Source organism: Phenylobacterium sp. (assembly GCF_031360265.1).
Lineage (GTDB): Bacteria > Pseudomonadota > Alphaproteobacteria > Caulobacterales > Caulobacteraceae > Phenylobacterium.
Genome location: NZ_JANMBF010000063.1, coordinates 1 through 3941, shown reverse-complemented (window position 1 = coordinate 3941; position 3941 = coordinate 1). Strand labels below are relative to the sequence as shown.

The following is a 3941-nucleotide window of genomic DNA, read 5'->3' as shown; positions in this document are numbered from 1 at the left end:
AGGCGGCCTTCGCGGGTCCGCGCGCGACGGGCGAAGATCTCAAGGATCATCCCCGTGCGGTCGATGACCTTGGCCTGCCAGGCCTTCTCGAGGTTGCGCTGCTGAACGGGCGTGAGCGCGTCGTCGATGACGACGACGTCGAGCTCCTCGACCTCCACCAGCACCCGGATTTCCTCCACCTTCCCTTTGCCGAACAAGGTGGCCGGGGTGAGCTGGCGCAGTTTCACGACCAGGGTCTCGCGGACCTCCAGATCGAGCGCCAGCGCCAGGCCGACGGCCTCTTCCAGACGTGCAGCCGCGGCCCGCGAAGAGCCCCTGCCCTCCCGGTCGGGATGGATGACGACGGCGCCCTGGATCGGCGCCTCGCGGTCAATCGCTTTGGAAGATTTCAATCGTTCTCGTCTTCGCCGGGCTCGTACAGCTGCACGGGTTGCGCCGGCATGATGGTGGAGATCGCATGCTTGTAGACCAGCTGCGACTGCCCGTCGCGGCGCAGCAGCACGCAGAAATTGTCAAACCAGCTGACCACGCCCTGCAGCTTGACGCCATTGACCAGGAAGATGGTCAGCGGGGTCTTCGACTTGCGCACGCTGTTCAGGAAGGTGTCCTGCAGGTTCTGTTTCTTCTCACTCATGGCTTTTCGCCTCTTTTTGGTTTTCGGGCGGCCAAGGCGCCGTCCACACACGAATGTCAGCTAGACCGGGATTTGCGACAGGCGCAACCGCGCGCGGCGACTCAGACCGCCGTGGCCTTGGCCTGCGCGATATAGAGACGCCGCAGCCGCATCGCCACCGGGCCGGGGCGGCCATCGCCCACCGGCTTGCCGTCGACGGCGACTACCGGCAGCACCAGCGTCCCCGCGCCGGTGATGAACGCCTCCCGCGCCGCGATGGCTTCGGCGGGGGTGAAGGGCCGCTCGTCGAGCTCCAGCCCCTCGCGGCGGATCACCTCGATCAGGCTGCCTCGGGTGACGCCGCGCAGGATGTTGGCGTTGGTGTCGCGGGTGCGCAGCCGCCCCTCGCCATCGACGATCCAGGCGTTCGACGAGGCGCCCTCGGTGACCAGCCCCAGGTCATCGACGAACCAGGCCTCGGCCGCGCCCGCCTCCCGGGCCTTCTGCTTTGCCAGCGCGTTGGCGAGCAGGCCCACGGTCTTGATGTCGCAGCGGCCCCAGCGGTTTTCCGGCGTGGTGACGACGCCCACGCCCTTTGCGGCGCGAGCCTCGGAGGCGACACGATCGACAGCGCTGACGGTGATGACCACGGCCGGGCGCACCGGCGTCGTCGGAAAGGCGTGGTCGCGCCGGGCCACGCCCCGGCTGACCTGCAGATAGATCAGGCCCTCCGCGATGCGGTTGCGGCGCACCGTCTCCTTCAGCACCAGCGTCAGCGCCGCGCGGCTCATGGGCATGGCGATGCGCAGTTCGCCCAGCGATCGCTCCAGCCGGGTGAAGTGGCCCTGAGCGTCGGAGAGCCTGCCGCCAAACAGCGCCCAGACCTCATAGACGGCGTCGGCCAGCTGGTAGCCCCGGTCCTCGATATGGATCACCGCCTGGCCGTGGGGCACGAAGCGGCCGTTGACATAGGCGATCCGCCCCATCAGCCGACCTCCTCCTCCAGCGCGCGCGCGCTGGACAGGCCCAGCGACTTGAGCTTGCGGTGCAGGGCCGAGCGCTCCATGCCGATGAAGGCGGCGGTGCGCGAGATATTGCCGGAAAAGCGCAGCATCTGGGCGTTGAGGTATTCGCGCTCGAACACCTCGCGGGCTTCGCGCAGCGGCAGCGCGATCATCCGTTCGGCGCCCAGGCTGGTGGCCTGGTCGGTGACCATGGCCTCGGCCGGCAGCATGTTGGCGGTGATCGGATCGCTCGCCACACCGGACGCCAGGATCAGCATGCGCTCCACATTGTTGCGCAGCTGGCGCAGGTTTCCCGGCCAGGCGCGAACCTGCAGGGTCGCCAGGGCGTCGTCAGCCAGGCTGCGGCGCGGCATGCCGGTGGCCGTGCTGATCCGATCGATGAAATATTCCACCAGCTCGGGGATGTCTTCGCGCCGTTCCGACAGACCCGGCACGTTCACCGGCACCACGTTCAGGCGGTGGAAGAGGTCCTCGCGGAATCGGCCCGCGGCGATCTCCTCGCGCAGGTCGCGCGAGGTCGAGGAGACCACGCGCACGTCCACGTGCACATCGGAGTCGCCGCCGACGCGGCGAAAGCTCTGATCGACCAGCACCCGCAGGATGCGCCCTTGGGTCTCGCGCGGCATGTCGGCGACTTCATCGAGATAGAGAGTGCCGGCGTGGGCGCGTTCGAAGACGCCGATCTTGGCGGTGCGGCCGTCATCGCCCTCCTGGCCGAACAGCTCGACGTCGATCCGCTCAGGGGTCATGCCGGCGGCGCTGATCGGCACGAATTCGTTGCGGGTGCGGGCGGAAGCCGCGTGGATCAGCCGCGCCACGGTCTCCTTGCCCGAACCCGGCGGGCCGGAGATCAGCACCCGGCTGTTGGCGCCGGCCAGCTTGGCGATCATCTGACGCAGCTGCTGGGCGGCCGTCGACCGTCCGGTGACCCCGTCCGGCGTGATCGCCTGGGTGCGCAGGCGGCGGTTCTCGCGGCGCAGGTTGGCGGCCTCCAGCGCCCGCTCAACCACCAGCAGCAGCCGGTCGGACTTGAAGGGCTTTTCCAGGAACTCATAGGCGCCGCGCTTGATAGCGCTGACGGCGGTCTCGATGTTGCCGTGGCCGGAGATCATGATCACCGGCAGGTCGGCGTCGAGGCCCTTGATCATGTCCAGCAGTTCGAGCCCGTCCAGGCCGCCGCCGGCCATCCAGATGTCGAGGATCAGCAGCGCCGGCTTACGCGCCCGGATCGCGGCCAGCGCCGATTCCGAGTCCGTCGCCGTGCGCACGGCATAGCCCTCGTCGGAGAGGATTCCGGCCACCAGATCGCGGATGTCGGCCTCATCGTCGACCACCAGTACGTCAGACGCCATCAGCTGGTCCTTCATGCCGTCACGGCCCGGGAAACCGGCGCGGAACGGGCGCGCGCCGAAGGGGGGAGTCGCAGGATGGCCAGCGCGCCCGAGCCCTCGCGGGCGTCGGTTAGAACCAGCTCGCCGCCGTGGTCTTCCAGGATGCGCTTGACGATGGCCAGGCCGAGGCCCGTGCCTTTTTCGCGAGTGGTCACATAGGGCTCCGTCAGCCGGTCGCGATCCTTGGCGGGCAGGCCTATTCCATTGTCCTCGACCTCGAAGGCGACGCCGGTCTCGTTGGACACCAGCCGCGCGCGAACCTGCCCCCTGAGCGTCGGCGCCGGCCGCGCGGCCACCGCCACGGCGGCGTTCTTCAGCACATTGGTCAGCGCCTGGCCGAGCATCCCGCCGTCGGCCACCAGCCGGATATCGGGCGTCGGCTCGACGAGCTCGACATCGATGTCAGGACTGGCCACCCGTTGGGCGAACAGGGCCGCGCGGAGCAGTTCGGCGGCGTCCTGCTCGGTGACCCGTGGCGCCGGCAGCCGCGCGAAGGCGGAGAACTCATCGACCATCCGGCCGATGTCGCCGACCTGGCGCACGATGGTGTCGGTGCAACGGTCGAAGGTCTCCAGCTCGTGCGGGGCGATGTCCTTGCGGTATTTTCGGCGCAGCCGCTCGGCGGAGAGCTGGATCGGGGTCAGCGGGTTCTTGATCTCGTGGGCGATGCGCCGCGCGACATCGGCCCAGGCAGAACTACGCTGCGCCGCGATCAGATCCGTGATGTCGTCGAGGGTCACGACGAAGCCGCGCTGGGTTCCGGCAGTTCCGGGCTCGGTCGTAACCCGCACGTTGAAAATACGTTCGCGCCCGGAGCGATTGAGTGTTGTCTGGCCCTGTACCAGACGGCGGCCATTGCGGGCATCGGCAAGAAAACCTGCCAGTTCCGGCACGACACCGTCGAGCGGAAGC

4 protein-coding genes and 1 pseudogene are annotated in these 3941 nt (G+C 68.6%); all 5 read right to left on the bottom strand.

The annotated features are described in order from the left end of the window. Positions 1 to 392, bottom strand: a pseudogene (locus RMN86_RS05285) (GTPase HflX); the annotation flags it as partial. Next, positions 389 to 634, bottom strand: coding sequence for an RNA chaperone Hfq (hfq, locus tag RMN86_RS05280; RefSeq protein ID WP_309604787.1), 246 nt, complete (start codon positions 632 to 634; stop codon positions 389 to 391). The gene hfq and the pseudogene RMN86_RS05285, both read right to left, overlap by 4 nt. A gap of 101 nt (positions 635 to 735) precedes the next feature. Next, the gene (locus RMN86_RS05275; RefSeq protein WP_309604786.1) at positions 736 to 1599 is read right to left on the bottom strand and encodes a D-amino-acid transaminase; all 864 of its coding nucleotides are present in this window, start codon (positions 1597 to 1599) and stop codon (positions 736 to 738) included. Then, positions 1599 to 2990, bottom strand: a complete 1392-nt coding sequence (locus RMN86_RS05270; RefSeq protein ID WP_309604785.1) for a sigma-54 dependent transcriptional regulator — start codon at positions 2988 to 2990, stop codon at positions 1599 to 1601. Before RMN86_RS05270 ends, RMN86_RS05275 begins: the two co-directional genes overlap by 1 nt. 11 nt (positions 2991 to 3001) lie before the next feature. Further along, a partial coding sequence (locus tag RMN86_RS05265) for an ATP-binding protein (RefSeq protein WP_309604784.1) occupies positions 3002 to 3941 on the bottom strand: 940 nt, incomplete at its 5' end.

What these genes read in the sequence shown, in the direction of transcription:
- hfq (WP_309604787.1), bottom strand. Translation starts at nt 634, where the DNA reads ATGAGTGAGAAGAAACAGAACCTGCAGGACACCTTCCTGAACAGCGTG.
- RMN86_RS05275 (WP_309604786.1), bottom strand. Translation starts at nt 1,599, where the DNA reads ATGGGGCGGATCGCCTATGTCAACGGCCGCTTCGTGCCCCACGGCCAG.
- RMN86_RS05270 (WP_309604785.1), bottom strand. Translation starts at nt 2,990, where the DNA reads ATGGCGTCTGACGTACTGGTGGTCGACGATGAGGCCGACATCCGCGAT.